Raw genomic sequence first — 16,349 nt, 5'->3', positions numbered from 1 at the left:
GGGCCCACTGCTGCACGAAAAGTCGGAAATGTCGCGTTATGTTGCTGCGGTACCCCTCTGCCGCCGAGCGGTCTCACCTTCCGCGAGAGAACGCGAGAGAAGCGATGCTCCAGGCCATCGGACTCACCAGCACCCCCCGCCGCGACGCTCCGCCCGCCGTGGACGACCTGACCTTCGAGGCCCCGCCCGGCCGCGTCACCGCCCTGCTGGGCGCCCCCGGCGCGGGCAAGACCGCGGCCCTGCGGCTGATGCTCGAACTCGATTCCGGCCGGGGCGTCGCCTACTTCCGCGGCAGGCCGCTGCACCGCATCCCCCACCCCGCGCGCGAGGTGGGCGTGCTGCTCGGTGACGTACCGGGCCACCCCTCCCGTACGGCCCGCGGTCAGCTCCGGATGCTCTGCGCGGCCGCCGGAACGCCCGCGACCAGGGCCGACGAGGTGCTCGAGGTCGTGGGCCTGGCGGGGCTCGGGGACCAGCGCCTGGGCACCCTCTCGGTGGGGATGGACCGCCGGCTCGGCCTTGCCTCCGCCCTGCTCGGGGATCCGCACACCCTCGTCCTGGACGAACCCGCCGAGGGCCTGTCCCCGCGCGAGAACAGCTGGCTGTACGGGCTGCTGCGCGCCCACGCGGCGCAGGGCGGCACGGTCCTGTACGCCACCGCCGACCCCAAGGAGGCCGCCCGTACGGCCGACCGCGTCGTCACCGTCGACGGCGGCCGCCTCGTCGCGGACCAGGAGGTCGCCGCGTTCGCCCGTACCCGGCTCCGCCCCCGCGTCGCCGTCCGGACCCCGCACGCGGCCCGGCTCGCCGCGGTCGTGAGCCGGGAGGCGCGGGCCGCACAGCGCTCCATCGAGGTGGTCCCCGAGGCCAACGGCCGGCTGACCGTCTACGGCAGCACCTGCGCCGAGGTCGGGGACACCGCGTTCCGGCACGGCGTCCCGGTGCACCAACTCGCCGACGAGATCGGGGACGCCGGCCCGGCCGCCCCGCCGTCGGACGGCTACGAGGCGTGCCGTCCCTCCGCGGTGGCCCTCTCCGAACTGCCCCCGCCGATCCGGGCACGCCCCGCACGCGGGCCGCTGCGCCCGCTCCGGTACGAGCTGCGGCGCTCCCTCGGTGTCAGGACGACGACCATGATCATGGCGTCCGTGCTGCTGGTCTCCGCCGCGCTCTCCGTCCTGCTGGCCCGCACCGGCGGCACCCCCCTGCCGCGCACGCTCGCCGCCTGGCCCGAGCTGCTGCCGCTGCCTCCCGCCGCCCTGGGCGCGGGCATCCTGGGCGCACTCTCCTTCGGCGACGAGTTCCGCTACCCGGCGCTCGCCACCGGGCGCGGCACCGTGCCCCGCCGGATCGGCCTGCTGCTGGCCAAGCTGACGGTGACCGCGGGTCTCGCCCTCCTGCTGGCGGTCCTCGCCGTGGGCTGCGGCGCGCAGAGCCTCCGGCTCCTCTACGGGCCGGAGTTGATCACCGTTCCGCCCAACGTCGTCGCGCTCGGAGCGAGTTGGGCGGGCCTGGCGGTGGGCTGCGCCTGGGCGGGGCTGCTCGCGGCGGGCGTCTTCCGGGTGGCCGGGGCGGGCATCGCCGCCGTACTGGCTGTCCCGGTGCTGGTGGTTCCGCTGGTGCAGAAGGTGTTCGAGGCCCCGTCCGCGCGTTCGGTCACGGGGCTGCCGGGCAGGCTGCGCGAACTGGCCTGGTGGCAGCTGCCGCAGGAGGCGGACCGCTGGGTCCTGGCCGTCGCGCGGGTGGTGGCGCAGCCCGTGGGCGCCGCGCTCGCACTGTCGTTGTCGGCCCTGGTCTGCGCATATCTGTTCACCAGCCTTCGCGGAAAGGTGCGTTGGTGATCACCGCGCCCCGGCGTCGAGGAGAGGAGCCCGTAACTCCCTAGGAAATGCCTGGTTCATACGGATATAGCGTCAATTGCGGCGCGGGCGCCGATCACCCTTTCGTGTGCTTTTCACCAAAGACCTCAAGGGGCGGACGAGCCGCGCCGACAAAGGATGCGTGAGTACCCTTGCGCACACCATGATGACCGCCGCCCGCTCCGCCGATTCCGGCCTGGCCGGCTCGGGCGAACTCGATCGCCATCCCTACACGGAGGCGCCGGCCGGCGAGCGCGCCGCGGCCCGGCCCTGGGGCGGGTCCGATTCCGAGTTGGGGCGGGCGAGCCGGCGGGGAGCGGCCAGCCGAGGGCGCGGCCTGCACGGCCAACTCGTCCAGCAGCTGGGCCAGATGATCGTCTCCGGCGACCTCGGCGCGGACCGCCCCCTCGTTCCCGAGGAGATCGGCCAGCGGTTCGAGGTCTCCCGCACCGTCGTACGCGAGTCCCTGCGCGTCCTCGAGGCCAAGGGGCTCGTCAGCGCGCGCCCCAACGTGGGGACGCGGGTCCGCCCGGTCAGCGACTGGAACCTGCTGGATCCCGACATCATCGAATGGCGCGCCTTCGGCCCGCAGCGCGACGATCAGCGCCGTGAACTGGCCGAGCTCCGCTGGACCATCGAGCCGCTCGCCGCCCGCCTCGCCGCCGGGCACGGCCGTGAGGATCTTCAGCAGCGCCTCGGCGACATGGTGGAGATCATGGGGCACGCGATGGGGCAGGGGGACACGATCACCTTCTCCCGCGCCGACGCCGAGTTCCACGCCCTGCTGATCCAGGCCGCGGGCAACCGGATGCTCGAACACCTCTCCGGCATCGTCTCGGCCGCCCTGCACGTCTCCGGCGGCCCGGTCACCGGCTGCGACCGGCCGGGCGAGGCCTCGCTCGGCCACCACGCGCGCATCGTCGACGCCCTGGCCGCGGGCGACTCCTCGGGGGCCGAGACGGCCATGCGCCAGCTGCTCGTCGTCCACCCCGACGTGGAACGTGTGGTTCCCGCCCCGCGCGAGCACTGACCGGTCCGCGGCCGGGGTGGCCAGGCCCTGTGCCGCCGGACCGCACGGGTCCGGCGGCACAATTGTGAGGGGAAGTCTGATCTGTCACGGTTCGTCGCCGATGGGGTGTGACTCGGGCCACGCGGATTGGGCGTAACACTCCTCGAAGCAGCGCGATGACTTAAGAGGTGACCGCCGCGGAAGGAATACAGCAGCCCTTGGGTGCGCTGTTCAGTTCTGAGGCCAAACCCGCGCCGTCGACGACATCCCCAGTCGGCGGTCGTCGGTTCCAGCCCGCTCCAGGGCCGGGCCGGAAGCCGTTTCCATCGTTCCGAGAGGTTGTTCGTGTCGGCCAGCACATCCCGTACGCTCCCGCCGGAGATCGCCGAGTCCGAGTCTGTGATGGCGCTCATCGAGCGGGGAAAGGCTGATGGGCAGATCGCCGGCGATGACGTGCGTCGGGCCTTCGAGGCTGACCAGATTCCGCCAACCCAGTGGAAGAATGTTCTGCGCAGCCTCAACCAGATCCTCGAGGAAGAGGGTGTGACGCTGATGGTCAGTGCCGCGGAGTCGCCGAAGCGCGCCCGCAAGAGCGTCGCAGCGAAGAGCCCGGTCAAGCGCACCGCCACCAAGTCCGTCGCGGCGAAGACCACCGTGACGAGAACCGCCGCGGCCCCCGCCGCCCCGGCGGCCGAGAGTGCGGACGCGGTGGCCGGCGACGCCGTCGCTGCCGCCCCCGCGAAGAAGGCGGCAGCCAAGAAGACGGCTGCCAAGAAGACCGCCGTGAAGAAGACGGCGGCCAAGAAGACAGCGGCGAAGAAGTCCGGCAAGCAGGACGACGAGCTGCTCGACGGTGACGAGGCCGTCGAAGAGGTCAAGGCCGGCAAGGGCGAGGAAGAGGAGGGCGAGGGCGAGAACAAGGGCTTCGTCCTCTCCGACGACGACGAGGACGACGCGCCTGCCCAGCAGGTCGCCGTCGCCGGCGCCACCGCCGACCCGGTCAAGGACTACCTCAAGCAGATCGGCAAGGTCCCCCTCCTCAACGCCGAGCAGGAGGTCGAGCTGGCCAAGCGCATCGAGGCGGGTCTCTTCGCCGAGGACAAGCTGGCCAACGCCGACAAGCTCGCGCCGAAGCTCAAGCGCGAGCTGGAGATCATCGCCGAGGACGGCCGGCGGGCCAAGAACCACCTCCTGGAGGCCAACCTCCGCCTGGTGGTCTCCCTGGCCAAGCGCTACACCGGTCGCGGCATGCTCTTCCTGGACCTGATCCAGGAGGGCAACCTCGGTCTGATCCGCGCGGTCGAGAAGTTCGACTACACCAAGGGCTACAAGTTCTCCACGTACGCCACCTGGTGGATCCGTCAGGCGATCACCCGCGCCATGGCCGACCAGGCCCGCACCATCCGTATCCCGGTGCACATGGTCGAGGTCATCAACAAGCTCGCGCGCGTCCAGCGCCAGATGCTCCAGGACCTGGGCCGTGAGCCCACCCCGGAGGAGCTGGCCAAGGAGCTCGACATGACCCCCGAGAAGGTCATCGAGGTCCAGAAGTACGGTCGCGAGCCGATCTCGCTGCACACCCCGCTCGGCGAGGACGGCGACAGCGAGTTCGGTGACCTGATCGAGGACTCCGAGGCCGTCGTCCCGGCGGACGCGGTCAGCTTCACCCTCCTCCAGGAGCAGCTGCACTCGGTGCTCGACACGCTCTCCGAGCGTGAGGCCGGTGTGGTCTCGATGCGCTTCGGCCTCACCGACGGCCAGCCGAAGACACTGGACGAGATCGGCAAGGTCTACGGCGTGACGCGTGAGCGCATCCGTCAGATCGAGTCGAAGACGATGTCGAAGCTCCGTCACCCGTCGCGTTCGCAGGTCCTGCGCGACTACCTCGACTAAGAGCGAGGGTTTCACCGGGGGAACGGGAGTTCCACCGGCCGAGGGCCCGGTTCCCTCCAGGGGAACCGGGCCCTTTGGCGTGTCCGCGGGTGCGGAGGCGGACAGGCTGGATCACGCTGGGTGGACCGTTGCCACCTCAGTGTCAGGAGCCTTCATGCCCCGTCCCGTCGTCCGTGCCCTGACCGGGGCCCTCGCCCTGACCACCGCTGCCGCCGTGCTGCCGCTCGCCTCGCCGGGCCCGGCGGCCGCGGACAGCATCGTCGTCGGAGGACAGCCCGCCCCCGTGGCGGACAGCCCCTGGGCGGTGGCCCTGTCGAGCCGTGACCGGTTCGGAGGGGCGCGCTCGGGGCAGTTCTGCGGCGGCGTCGCCGTGGCGCCCACGAAGGTCCTGACGGTTGCCCACTGTCTGAGTGAAGAGGCGCTCGGCGGACCGGTGAGCCGGGTGAAGGACCTCCGCGTCATCGCCGGGAGGGACCGGCTCGGCGACAGGACCGGCCAGGAGATCCCGGTCCGGGGGGTCTGGGTCAATCCGGCGTACGACCCCGCCACCAACGCCGGGGACCTCGCGGTGCTGACCCTGTCCCGGGCCCTGCCGAAGGGCGGCGTCATCCCCATGGCCCGCGCCGGGGACGAGGCGTACCGGGCCGGGACGGCCGCGGCCGTCTACGGGTGGGGGGACACGACCGGACGCGGCACGTACGCCTCCGTGCTGCGCTCCGCGCGCGTCCAGGTCCTGCCGGACCGTGAGTGCGCCCAGGCCTACCCGGGCGGCCAGGAGGGCACGTACGACGCCTCAGGGATGCTCTGTGCGGGCGACCCGGCGGGTGGGCGGGACGCGTGCCAGGGCGACAGCGGCGGGCCGCTGGTGGCCCGTGGGCGGCTCATCGGCCTGGTCTCCTGGGGGAGCGGCTGCGGGCGCGTCGGCAGCCCCGGGGTCTACACCCGGGTCTCGGCCGCCCTGGGCTGGGCCGAGGGCCGCGTCTGAGCGGCCGAGCGGGCAGCCGGGAGCTGCGGACGTACGAGAACGGGCGGCGCCCCTGGAGGGGGGTGCCGCCCGTCGGCCGGTCCTGGACCGGCCCCTGGCTCGTCGTGGATGCGAGGTGTCAGTGTTGTTCCTCGTCGGCAGCAGTCGCCTGCACGGCGGTGAGCCGATCCGTCTCATCCTGTATTTCCGCGGCGATCTTCTTGAGTTCCGGCTCGAACTTGCGCCCGTGGTGGGCGCAGAAGAGCAGTTCACCGCCGCTGATCAGGACGACGCGCAGATAGGCCTGGGCGCCGCAACGGTCACAGCGGTCTGCTGCGGTCAGCGGGCTCGCGGGGGTCAGAACAGTAGTCACGTCGCCTCTTCTCTAGCTCGACGAGCTGTCGTACCAGGGTCAACATCCAACCAGGCCGAAAACGTTCCCGCTCGTGGCTTTTCTTCGAAACTTCTTCTCGGGATGGCTGTCAGTTGCCGGTTGGCGGCGAATGTGCCGTATGCGGAGCGCTACGGTTTCGCATTGCTTGTCTCGGGGGTCGGTCCCTCCGGCCGGCTTGCCGGTTTGTTCATGAGGACGTGCCCGGAGCCTAAATGGTTCATGCCTCGAAGGGAACGTGATGTGCACGTCACTCCGACGAATGATCGAACATCCATGCGAGCCCGGATGAGGCTCGACTAGCATAAGGATTCCCCGAGGGTGGCGTTACAACCGCTCTACCAGGCCTCTGTAGGCTCTCAGCGGCAACCGAAGCCGACCGTGATACCCACCAAGGGCCCAGATGAAATTCAGCGAGGAGCGAACCGCGTGACCGCCGAAACGTCCGTGCCGTCCACCGCGATGCTGACCGCAGCAGGCGGCGACCGGGACAGCTCCAACTACACCGCGCGGCACCTTCTCGTCCTCGAAGGACTTGAGGCGGTCCGCAAGCGCCCCGGGATGTACATCGGGTCCACCGACAGCCGCGGGCTCATGCACTGCCTCTGGGAGATCATCGACAACTCCGTCGACGAGGCCCTGGGCGGTCACTGCGACCAGATCGAGGTCATCCTCCACGACGACGCCTCCGTGGAGGTCCGGGACAACGGCCGTGGCATCCCCGTGGACGTCGAGCCCAAGACCGGCCTCTCCGGCATCGAGGTCGTCATGACCAAGCTGCACGCCGGAGGCAAGTTCGGCGGCGGCTCCTACGCGGCCTCCGGCGGTCTCCACGGCGTCGGCGCCTCCGTGGTCAACGCCCTCTCCGCCCGCCTGGACGTCGAGGTCGACCGCAACAGCGCCACCCACTCCATCAGCTTCCGGCGCGGCGTCCCTGGCATGTTCACCGAGCAGGGCCCCGACAGCCCCTTCGACCCGGCCAACGGCCTGCGCAAGGGCAAGCGGGTCCCCAAGACCCGTACCGGTACCCGGGTCAGGTACTGGGCGGACCGGCAGATCTTCCTCAAGGACGCCAAGCTCAACCTGGAGACGCTCCACCAGCGGGCCCGCCAGACGGCCTTCCTCGTCCCCGGCCTCACGATCGTCGTCCGCGACGAGCGGGGGATCGACGGCGAGGGCAAGACCGAGGAGACGTTCCGCTTCGACGGCGGCATCAGCGAGTTCTGCGAGTACCTGGCGCAGGACAGGGCCGTCTGCGACGTCCAGCGGCTGACCGGCACGGGTACGTTCAAGGAGACCGTCCCGGTCCTCGACGAGCGCGGTCACATGACCGCGACCGAGGTCACCCGGGAGCTGGGTGTCGACATCGCGCTGCGCTGGGGGACCGGCTACGACACCACCGTCCGCTCGTTCGTCAACATCATCGCCACCCCCAAGGGCGGCACCCACGTCAGCGGCTTCGAGCGCTCCCTCACCAAGACGGTGAACGAGGCGCTCCGCTCCGCGAAGATGCTGCGGGTCGCCGAGGACGACGTCGTCAAGGACGACGCCCTCGAAGGGCTCACCGCCGTCGTCACCGTACGGCTGGCGGAGCCGCAGTTCGAGGGGCAGACCAAGGAGGTGCTCGGCACCTCGGCGGCCAACCGGATCGTCGCGGCCGTGGTCGCCAAGGAGCTGAAGGCGTTCCTGACCTCCACCAAGCGGGACGCCAAGGCCCAGGCCCGCGCGGTGCTGGAGAAGGCCGTCGCGGCCGCCCGTACGCGGATCGCGGCCCGTCAGCACAAGGACGCCCAGCGCCGCAAGACCGCGCTGGAGTCCTCCTCGCTGCCGGCCAAGCTCGCCGACTGCCGCAGCGACGACGTCGAGCGCAGCGAGCTCTTCATCGTCGAGGGCGACTCGGCGCTCGGCACCGCCAAGCTGGCGCGGAACAGCGAGTTCCAGGCGCTCCTGCCGATCCGGGGCAAGATCCTCAACGTCCAGAAGTCGTCCGTCTCGGACATGCTCAAGAACGCCGAGTGCGGCGCCATCATCCAGGTCATAGGAGCCGGGTCCGGGCGGACCTTCGACATCGACGCCGCCCGCTACGGCAAGGTCATCATGATGACCGACGCCGATGTGGACGGCTCCCACATCCGCACCCTGCTGCTGACCCTCTTCCAGCGCTACATGCGCCCGATGGTCGAGGCCGGCCGGGTCTTCGCGGCCGTGCCCCCGCTGCACCGGATCGAGCTGGTCCAGCCCAAGAAGGGCCAGGACAAGTACGTGTACACGTACTCGGACAACGAGCTGCGCCAGACGCTGCTGGAGTTCCAGCGCAAGAACGTCCGGATCAAGGAGTCCATCCAGCGCTACAAGGGCCTGGGCGAGATGGACGCCGACCAGCTGGCCGAGACCACGATGGACCCGCGCCACCGCACGCTGCGCCGGATCAACATCGGGGACCTGGAATCCTCCGAGCAGGTCTTCGACCTCCTGATGGGCAACGAGGTCGCCCCCCGCAAGGAGTTCATCACCAGCTCGGCGGCGACCCTGGACCGCTCGCGCATCGACGCCTAGGGCTCCGGTACCGAGGCCTCGAGCCCCCGCTTCCCGGCTCCACCGGGGAGCGGGGGATTTCGTCAGGAGCGCAATCTTCTTGCGCTTCTTGCGCTAATCTTGCGTTCATGACGCGACGACTTGCTCAAGTGGCCCAGAAGGTGGGAGTCAGCGAGGCGACGGTCAGCCGGGTGCTGAACGGCAAGCCGGGCGTCTCCGACGCCACCCGGCAGGCCGTCCTCTCCGCGCTGGACGTCCTCGGCTACGAGCGGCCCACCCAGCTGCGGGGCGAGCGGGCCCGGCTGGTCGGGCTCGTCCTGCCCGAGCTGCAGAACCCGATCTTCCCGGCCTTCGCCGAAGTGGTCGGCGGCGCCCTCGCGCAGCAGGGGCTCACCCCGGTCCTGTGCACCCAGACCAAGGGCGGCGTCTCGGAGGCCGACTACGTCGAGCTCCTCCTCCAGCAGCAGGTCTCCGGGGTGGTCTTCGCGGGCGGCCTCTACCACCAGGAGGACGCCCCGCACGACCACTACAAGGTGCTCGCCGACCGCAAGATCCCCGTCGTCCTGATCAACGCGGCCATCGACCGCCTCGGCTTCCCGGGCGTCTCCTGCGACGACTCCGTCGCCGTCGAGCAGGCCTGGCGCCACCTCGTCTCGCTCGGCCACGAGCGCATCGGCCTGGTCCTCGGCCCCTCCGACCACGTGCCCTCGCAGCGCAAGCTCGCCGCCGCCAGGGTGCTCGCCGAGGAGGCCGGCACGAGCATCCCCGACGAGTGGGTGGCGCGGGCGATGTTCTCGCTGGAGGGCGGGCAGGCCGCCGCCATGCGCCTGCTTGAGCGGGGCGTCACCGGCATCATCTGCGCCAGCGACCCGCTCGCCCTGGGCGCGGTCCGGGCCGCCCGCCGCCGGGGGCTCTCGGTGCCCCACGACGTATCGATCGTGGGGTACGACGACTCGGCGTTCATGAACTGCACCGAGCCCCCGCTGACCACCGTCCGCCAGCCCATCGAGGCCATGGGGCGCGCGGCCGTGGAGCTGCTCTCGGTGCAGATCGGCGGGCGGACCGTGCCCTCGGACGAGCTGCTCTTCGAGCCCGAACTGGTGGTGCGCGGGTCCACCGCCCAGCCGCCGCGCGAGAGCTCCCTCTGATCCGTGGCCGACGTGCGCTGCCCCGGCCTCCTGGCCCTCAGGGGGCGGGCAGCGGCTGCGGCGGCCGGGGGCCGGTGTACTGCCCGCTCGGCCGGATCCGCAGCGGACGCTCCCCGTACTCCTCCAGCGCGTGCGCGATCCACCCCGCCGTGCGGGAGACCGCGAACACCGTCTCGCCCGCCTCCGCCGCCATCCCGCAGGAGACGGAGAGGACGGCGAGCGCCAGGTCGATGTTGGCGTGCAGCGGTGCGTGGCGGGCCGTCGTACTGACCACCTCCCGGGCCGCCGCCAGCGCCCCGGCCGCCTGCGGCACGTCCTCCAGCAGGGCGAACAGGGTCCGGGCCCGGGGGTCCTCGCCCCGGTAGAGCCGGTGGCCCAGGCCCGGCACCCGGCGCCGGGTCCGCAGGTGGTCGGCGACCACGGGGACCGCGCTGCCCCGGTCCACCGCCTCCTGGAGCATCCGGTGGGCCAGCCCGCTGGCGGCGCCGTGCAGCGGCCCCTCCAGGACCCCGAGGCCCGCGGAGACCACGGCGTACGGATGGGCGTGGGCCGAGGCGGCGACCCGGGCGGCGAGGGTGGAGGCCGCCAGGTCGTGGTCGATCAGGAGGGCCAGGGCCGCGTCCAGGACGGCGAGGGCCGGGGCGTCGGCCGGCCGCGCGGTCAGCCGGGGCCACAGCTGCCGGGCCAGGGGGCCCTGATCGGCCTCCGGTGCGCCGAGCACGGGCAACGCGCCCACCAACGTCGGGATCAGGCTCCGCGCACTGCTCAGCACCGCCCCGGGCGAGAGGTCGAACCGCAGCGGGTCGGTCGCCGCCGCGGCGGTCACCGCCACCCGCAGCCGGTCCGTCGCGCCGCTGTGCGGGGGCAGCGCGTCGACCGTCCGGCGGGCCGCCGCCAGGGTCCCGGCGGGCGCGGTGAAGCGCGCCCCGGACCGGAGCTCACCGGTCCACAGCCACTCCGCCACCTCCTCGTAGCTGTGGCGCAGGGCCAGCTCCGTCGCGTCGACCCCGCGGAAGTAGTACCGGTCCTGCTCGATGAGGGTGATGCCGGTACGGAACACGAGGTCGCCCCCGGCCGGTGACGGCTCGCGCCGCCCCGAGCGCCGGGCCAGTGCCCGCACCTCGTCGGCGTCGAACGTGCTGCCCCGGCCCCCGGCCGCCCGCACGCTGCTGAGCTGGCCCCGGCTCACGTACGCGTACACCGTCTCCGGCTTCACCCCCAGCAGCTCGGCCGCCTCGCGCGTGGTCAGCCGGGGCGGAGCGGGGACGCCGGGCTCTGGTTGATCCGTCATGGGAACCACCGTATCCACTCCCTATACGCATTGATTCAATCAATATTGACAGATCAGAAGTCAAGCATGGACAGTCGAATCAATGTTGCATGCACGGATGGAGAGAGCAGCCATGACCACCACTCCCGCCGTCCCCCGCGGCCTCGCCGGCGTCGTCGTCACCGACACCGCCCTCGGCGACGTACGCGGACGCGAGGGCTTCTACCACTACCGCCAGTTCTCCGCGATCGAACTCGCGCGGACCCGCGGCTTCGAGGACGTCTGGTATCTGATGTTCCACGGCGAGCTACCCGACCGGGCGGCAGCCGCCGACTTCGCGGCCCGTACGGCGAGCCTGCGCACGCTCCCCGCCGAGGTGCGGCAGGCGCTGCCCGCCATCGCCCGCGCGGGCGCCGTCTCCGGACCGCTCGCCGGACTCCGTACGGCCCTGTCGCTGCTCGGCGCCACCGCCGGATACCGCCCGGTCTACGACCTCGACGCCGACCGCCGCCGCGCCGACGCACTGGCCGCCTGCGCCGCCGTACCCACGATCCTCACCGCGCTCCAGCGCCTGGGCCAGGGCCTCGAACCCGTCGAACCCCGTACGGACCTGCCCTACGCCGCCAACTACCTCTACATGCTCACCGGCAGCGAGCCGGAGCCCGACCGGGTCCGGGCGGTCGAGCAGTATCTGATCTCCACCATCGACCACGGCTTCAACGCCTCCACGTTCACCGCCCGCGTCGTCGCCTCCACCGGCGCCGACCTGGCCGCCTGCCTGGTCGCCGCCGTCGGCGCGCTCTCCGGACCGCTGCACGGCGGAGCCCCCAGCCGGGCGCTGGACACCCTGGACGCCATCGGCACCCCGGACCGCATCGACGGCTGGATCCGCGAACAGGTCCTCTCCGGCCGCCGCATCATGGGCTTCGGCCACCCCGTCTACCGCACCGAGGACCCGCGCTCCCGGATGCTCAAGTCGATCGCGCAGGGCTTCGGCGGGCCGCTCGTCGACTTCGCCGTGGAGGTCGAGCGCCAGGTGGAGGCCATCCTCGCCGAGCTCAAGCCGGGGCGGGAGCTGCACACCAACGTGGAGTTCTACGCCGGGGTCGTCATGGAGCTCTGCGGGCTGCCGCGCGCGATGTTCACGCCCACCTTCTGCGCCGCGCGGGTGATCGGGTGGAGCGCCAATATCCTGGAGCAGGCGGAGGACTCGAAGATCATCCGCCCCGCGGCCCGCTACGTCGGCACACCCCCGCCGCAGCCGGTCCCCGCGCCCTGACCGCCCATCCGAGGAAGGCCCCCGTTGACCCCGCCCCGCACCCAGCAGATCCCGGTCGTCGTCCTGGCGGGCTTCCTCGGATCAGGCAAGACCACGCTCCTGAACCACCTCCTCCGCAACCGCGCGGGCACCCGGATCGGCGTGATCGTCAACGACTTCGGGTCCATCGAGATCGACGCCATGACCGTCGCCGGACAGGTCGGCTCGACGGTCTCCCTGGGCAACGGCTGCCTGTGCTGCGCGGTCGACGCGAGCGAACTCGACACCTTCCTGGAGACGCTCACCCGCCCCTCCGCCCGGCTGGACGTGATCGTCATCGAGGCGAGCGGCCTCGCCGAACCCCAGGAGCTCGTACGGATGCTGCTCGCCAGCGACAACCCGCACATCCTGTACGGGGGCCTGGTCGAGGTCGTCGACGCCGCCGAGTTCGACGGGGTCCGGGCCCGCCACCCGGAGATCGACCGCCATCTGGCCGTCGCCGACCTCGTCGTCCTGAACAAGACCGACCGGGTGGGCAAGGGCGAGCAGGAGCGGCTGCGTGAGACGGTCGCGGAGCTGAGCGGGCCCGCCGCGGTCATCACCGCCGTGCACGGGCGGATCGACCCCGAGCTGCTCTTCGACCCCGCGCTGCGGCCCGACGGCGAGGAGAAGGTCCGCCAGCTCACCTTCGAGGACCTGCTGCGCGAGGAGGCGGGCGACGGGCACGGGGACCACGCCGGCCACCTCCACGCGGCCTACGAGAGCGTCGACTTCACCTCGGACACCCCGATGGACCCGCGCCGCTTCATGGCGTTCCTGGACTCCCGGCCCGAAGGCCTCTACCGCGTCAAGGGGTTCGCCGACTTCGGGCCGGGGGACCGGGACAACAAGTACGCGCTGCACGCGGTCGGCCGGTTCCTGCGCTTCGTGCCGCGGCCGTGGGCGCGGGGCGAACAGCGGCTCACCCAGCTCGTCATGATCGGGGCCGGGATCGACGCGGACGCGCTGCGGGAGGGGCTCACCGCCTGCCGGGCCGAGCCCACCGAGGACCCGGCGCAGACCTGGGGCGAGGGCCTCGACACCCCGGACGCCGAACGCGGCATGTGGGGCGTGCTCCGGTACGTCCGGGAGACGGAGCCCGTGCCCGTACGGGAAGCCGGCCCCGACCCCGTACGCGCGGGGGAAGCGGCCGCGGAGGCGTAACGCCGCCCGGCCGCTCCCCACCGTACGAGGAGAGCCCCTACAGCGGTGGCCCCGCGATCACGGCCACCGGCTGGAGCAGCGGCGTGCCCGAACCGTCGCGGCGCGGGTCCGGCTCCGGCAGCTTCGCCGGGGTGCCGTTCTTCTGGGCGGCCAGGGCCGGAGTGGCGCCCGCCCAGGCGAAGACCAGGACGTCCTCGCCCTTCAGGAACCGCTGGCAGCGCACCCCACCGGTCGCCCGGCCCTTGCGCGGATACTGGTCGAACGGGGTGAGCTTCGACGTCAGCACCGAGTCGTCCAGCGTCCCGTGCGAACCGGCCACCGTGAACACGATCGCCTCCGCCGCCGGATCGACCGCCGTGAACGACAGCACCTCCGCCCCGGCCGTCAGCTTGACCCCCGCCATGCCCCCGGCGGCCCGCCCCTGCGGACGCACCGAGGCCGCCGGATAGCGCAGGAGCTGGGCGTCGGAGGTGATGAAGACCAGGTCCTCCTCGCCCGTACGCAGCTCGGTCGCGCCCACGATGCGGTCACCGTCCTTGAGGGTGATGACCTCCAGCTCGTCCTTGTTGGCCGGATAGTCCGGCACGACGCGCTTCACCACGCCCTGGAGCGTGCCGATCGCCAGCCCCGGCGAGGCCTCGTCCAGCGTGGTGAGGCAGATGAGCTCCTCGTCCGCCTCCAGGTTGAGGAACTCCGAAATCATCGCCCCGCCCGACAGGTTGGGCTTGGCATGGGTGTCCGGCAGCTGCGGCAGGTCGATCACCGAGAGCCGCAGCAGCCGCCCGGTGGAGGTCACCGCCCCCACATCGCCGCGGGCCGTCGCCGCGACCGCCGAGACGATCACGTCGTGCTTGGTCCGGCGGGCGTCCTCGGAGACCTCGACCGGCTCCGCGTTGGCCGTCCGGGCCAGCAGACCCGTCGAGGAGAGCAGCACCCGGCACGGGTCGTCGGCGACCTCCAGCGGCACGGACGCGATCTGCGAACCGGCCGACTCCAGCAGCACCGTGCGCCGGTCCGTGCCGAACTTCTTCGCCACGGCGGCCAGCTCCGAGGAGACCAGCTTGCGCAGCTCCGCGTCCGACTCCAGGATCGCCGTCAGCGCGTCGATCTCGCTGGTGAGCTTGGAGCGCTCGCTCTCCAGCTCGATCCGGTCGAAGCGGGTGAGCCGGCGCAGCGGGGTGTCCAGGATGTACTGCGTCTGGATCTCGCTCAGCGAGAAGTGCGCCATCAGGCGCTCCTTCGCCTGCGCCGAGTTGTCGCTGTCCCGGATGATCCGGATGACCTCGTCGATGTCGAGGAGGGCGACGATCAGCCCTTCGACCAGGTGCAGCCGGTCGCGGCGCTTGGTGCGGCGGAACTCGCTGCGCCGGCGCACCACCTCGAAGCGGTGGTCGAGATAGACCTCCAGCAGCTCCTTGAGGCCCAGGGTGAGCGGCTGTCCGTCGACCAGGGCCACGTTGTTGATACCGAAGGACTCCTCCATCGGCGTCAGCTTGTAGAGCTGCTCCAGCACCGCTTCGGGCACGAAGCCGTTCTTCACCTCGATGACCAGGCGCAGGCCGTGCGCCCGGTCGGTGAGGTCCTTGACGTCCGCGATGCCCTGGAGCTTCTTCGCCGAGACCAGGTCCTTGATCTTGGCGATCACCTTCTCCGGGCCGACGGCGAAGGGCAGTTCGGTGACGACGAGGCCCTTGCGGCGCGCCGTCACATTCTCCACGGCGACGGTGGCGCGGATCTTGAACGTGCCGCGGCCCGCCGTGTACGCGTCCTTGATGCCGCCCAGACCGACGATGCGGCCGCCGGTGGGCAGGTCGGGGCCGGGGACGAAACGCATCAGCGTCTCGATGTCGGCGCCCGGGTGCTTGATCAGGTGGCGGGCGGCGGCGATGACCTCGCCCAGGTTGTGCGGGGGCATGTTGGTCGCCATGCCGACCGCGATCCCCGAGACCCCGTTGACCAGGAGGTTGGGGTAGGCGGCCGGGAGGACGACCGGCTCGCGCTCCTGGCCGTCGTAGTTCGACTGGAAGTCGACGGTGTTCTCGTCGATCGCCTCGGTCATCAGCGACGTGGCGTCGGCCATCCGGCACTCGGTGTACCGCATGGCGGCCGGCGGGTCGTCGTTGCCGAGGGAACCGAAGTTGCCGTGGCCGTCGACCAGGGGCAGCCGCATCGAGAAGGGCTGCGCCATCCGCACCAGGGCGTCGTAGATCGACGCGTCACCGTGGGGGTGCAGCTTGCCCATGACCTCGCCGACGACGCGCGCGCACTTCACATAGCCGCGGTCGGGGCGCAGTCCCATCTCGTTCATCTGGGACACGATGCGCCGGTGCACCGGCTTCATGCCGTCGCGGGCGTCGGGCAGGGCCCTGGAGTAGATCACCGAGTACGCGTACTCGAGGAAGGAGCCCTGCATTTCGTCGACGACGTCGATGTCGAGGATCTTCTCCTCGAAGTCGTCCGGCGGCGGGGTCTTCGTGCTACGGCGGGCCATCGCGGCTGCGACTCCTTCACGGATTCTGTTCGGACAACCTGAGCTTGTTCGGGGCGACACGAGCTGACAAGTCGAGCTACTGACGCGGACCATTGTGGACCGCCGCACTGACAACGCCGACCTCGACCCGTCCGAAGCGGTCCTGAGGAGGGCCGCCCGCGGCGCCCGGGACACCATCGACGGAAACATCGGCTGAGCGGGAACTTCGCCAGGTGCCGGTGCGCTTGCTTAGAGTGGCAGGTCTGGCAGGAAGTCCAGTATCGCGATCGAAGGGACGTACATGCCCATGGGTCACACGGCCACAGCACAGGCCGGCTCCGGCGGCTTG

At 71.4% G+C, this 16,349-nt stretch carries 11 protein-coding genes; 8 read left to right on the top strand and 3 right to left on the bottom strand.

Annotation, left to right across the window (positions count from 1 at the left end; translation table 11 throughout):
• The first annotated feature begins 104 nt into the window (after positions 1 to 104).
• The 4 genes from AB0917_RS17310 to AB0917_RS17295 all read left to right on the top strand — a co-directional run bounded on the left by AB0917_RS17310 (position 105) and on the right by AB0917_RS17295 (position 5,746).
• Positions 105 to 1,841 carry an ATP-binding cassette domain-containing protein gene (locus tag AB0917_RS17310; RefSeq protein WP_366820389.1) on the top strand — a complete coding sequence of 579 codons (1,737 nt, stop codon included), beginning with the start codon at positions 105 to 107 and terminating at the stop codon, positions 1,839 to 1,841.
• Positions 1,842 to 2,001: 160 nt separating this feature from the next.
• On the top strand, positions 2,002 to 2,889 hold the full coding sequence (locus AB0917_RS17305; protein WP_366820388.1) for a FadR/GntR family transcriptional regulator: 888 nt from the start codon (positions 2,002 to 2,004) through the stop codon (positions 2,887 to 2,889).
• Between the two features lie 324 nt (positions 2,890 to 3,213).
• Positions 3,214 to 4,761, top strand: coding sequence for an RNA polymerase sigma factor (locus tag AB0917_RS17300; RefSeq protein WP_366820387.1), 1,548 nt, complete (start codon positions 3,214 to 3,216; stop codon positions 4,759 to 4,761).
• A 154-nt stretch (positions 4,762 to 4,915) separates the two neighbouring features.
• Complete coding sequence (locus tag AB0917_RS17295) at positions 4,916 to 5,746, top strand: serine protease (RefSeq protein WP_366820385.1); 831 nt, start codon at positions 4,916 to 4,918, stop codon at positions 5,744 to 5,746.
• 118 nt (positions 5,747 to 5,864) lie between these two features.
• On the opposite strand, the gene AB0917_RS17290 is transcribed toward AB0917_RS17295, so the two are convergent.
• Positions 5,865 to 6,098 (bottom strand): hypothetical protein, encoded by a 234-nt coding sequence (locus AB0917_RS17290; RefSeq protein WP_073803639.1) that lies wholly within the window; start codon positions 6,096 to 6,098, stop codon positions 5,865 to 5,867.
• Between the two features lie 447 nt (positions 6,099 to 6,545).
• Between AB0917_RS17290 and AB0917_RS17285 the strand changes: the two genes are divergently transcribed.
• Together AB0917_RS17285 and AB0917_RS17280 are read left to right on the top strand one after the other, a co-directional pair.
• Complete coding sequence (locus AB0917_RS17285) at positions 6,546 to 8,672, top strand: DNA topoisomerase IV subunit B (RefSeq protein WP_366820384.1); 2,127 nt, start codon at positions 6,546 to 6,548, stop codon at positions 8,670 to 8,672.
• Between the two features lie 107 nt (positions 8,673 to 8,779).
• Positions 8,780 to 9,799: a LacI family DNA-binding transcriptional regulator gene (locus AB0917_RS17280; RefSeq protein WP_366820383.1), complete on the top strand. Its 1,020-nt coding sequence runs from the start codon at positions 8,780 to 8,782 to the stop codon at positions 9,797 to 9,799.
• Positions 9,800 to 9,836: 37 nt separating this feature from the next.
• Here the strand turns inward: AB0917_RS17280 and AB0917_RS17275 are convergent, their stop codons facing one another.
• Positions 9,837 to 11,090: a citrate synthase gene (locus AB0917_RS17275; protein WP_366820382.1), complete on the bottom strand. Its 1,254-nt coding sequence runs from the start codon at positions 11,088 to 11,090 to the stop codon at positions 9,837 to 9,839.
• Between the two features lie 112 nt (positions 11,091 to 11,202).
• On the opposite strand from AB0917_RS17275, the gene AB0917_RS17270 reads away from it, so the two are divergent.
• The gene (locus AB0917_RS17270; RefSeq protein ID WP_366820381.1) at positions 11,203 to 12,348 is read left to right on the top strand and encodes a citrate synthase; all 1,146 of its coding nucleotides are present in this window, start codon (positions 11,203 to 11,205) and stop codon (positions 12,346 to 12,348) included.
• Between the two features lie 24 nt (positions 12,349 to 12,372).
• Positions 12,373 to 13,530 (top strand): GTP-binding protein, encoded by a 1,158-nt coding sequence (locus tag AB0917_RS17265; protein WP_366820380.1) that lies wholly within the window; start codon positions 12,373 to 12,375, stop codon positions 13,528 to 13,530.
• A 37-nt stretch (positions 13,531 to 13,567) separates the two neighbouring features.
• Here the strand turns inward: AB0917_RS17265 and AB0917_RS17260 are convergent, their stop codons facing one another.
• Positions 13,568 to 16,021, bottom strand: a complete 2,454-nt coding sequence (locus AB0917_RS17260; protein WP_366820379.1) for a DNA topoisomerase IV subunit A — start codon at positions 16,019 to 16,021, stop codon at positions 13,568 to 13,570.
• Positions 16,022 to 16,349 lie beyond the last annotated feature (328 nt).

Source organism: Streptomyces sp. NPDC007346 (assembly GCF_040703535.1).
GTDB lineage: Bacteria > Actinomycetota > Actinomycetes > Streptomycetales > Streptomycetaceae > Streptomyces.
The sequence above is the reverse complement of the archived record's forward strand: the minus strand, read 5'-3'. Positions and strand labels throughout refer to the sequence as shown.